This is a genomic window from Stenotrophomonas sp. YIM B06876 (assembly GCF_030711595.1).
Lineage (GTDB): Bacteria > Pseudomonadota > Gammaproteobacteria > Xanthomonadales > Xanthomonadaceae > Stenotrophomonas.
The window spans coordinates 1-443 of sequence record NZ_JAUJUJ010000076.1 but is presented as its reverse complement, the minus strand read 5'-3'; the positions used below and the strand labels follow the sequence as shown (position 1 = coordinate 443).

1 protein-coding gene is annotated in these 443 nt (G+C 67.3%); it reads right to left on the bottom strand.

The window, feature by feature from the left end; translation table 11 throughout:
* The coding region (locus QZH66_RS14565) for a glutamate synthase central domain-containing protein (protein ID WP_305806651.1) at positions 1-443 on the bottom strand (443 nt) is incomplete at both ends.

Sequence of the window (443 nt, the reverse complement as noted above, 5' to 3'; positions counted from 1 at the left end):
TCTCGACCACCAGGCCGGCCGTGGTGCGCAGGCCCTCGCGCACCAGGTGCTGGTGGATCGCCGACAGCGCCAGCAGCGCGGGGATGGCCAGTTGCGTGGCGCTCACGGCGCGGTCGCTGATGATCAGGATGTTGGCGCCGCCGCGGATGGCATCCACGGCCTGCGCGCACAGCGAGGCCAACTTGGCTTCGACGCCCTGCTTGCCCCAGTCCAGCGGGTAGGTGATGTCTATGGTGGCGCTGTGGAACTTGCCCTGCGTGTGCCGGGCAATGTCACGCAGCTTGGCCATGCCGGCGAAGTCGAGCACAGGCTGGCTCACTTCGAGCCGCATCGGCGGATTGACCTGGTTGATGTCGAGCAGGTTGGGCTTGGGGCCGATGAAGGACACCAGCGACATCACGATGGCTTCGCGGATCGGGTCGATCGGCGGGTTCGTCACCTGC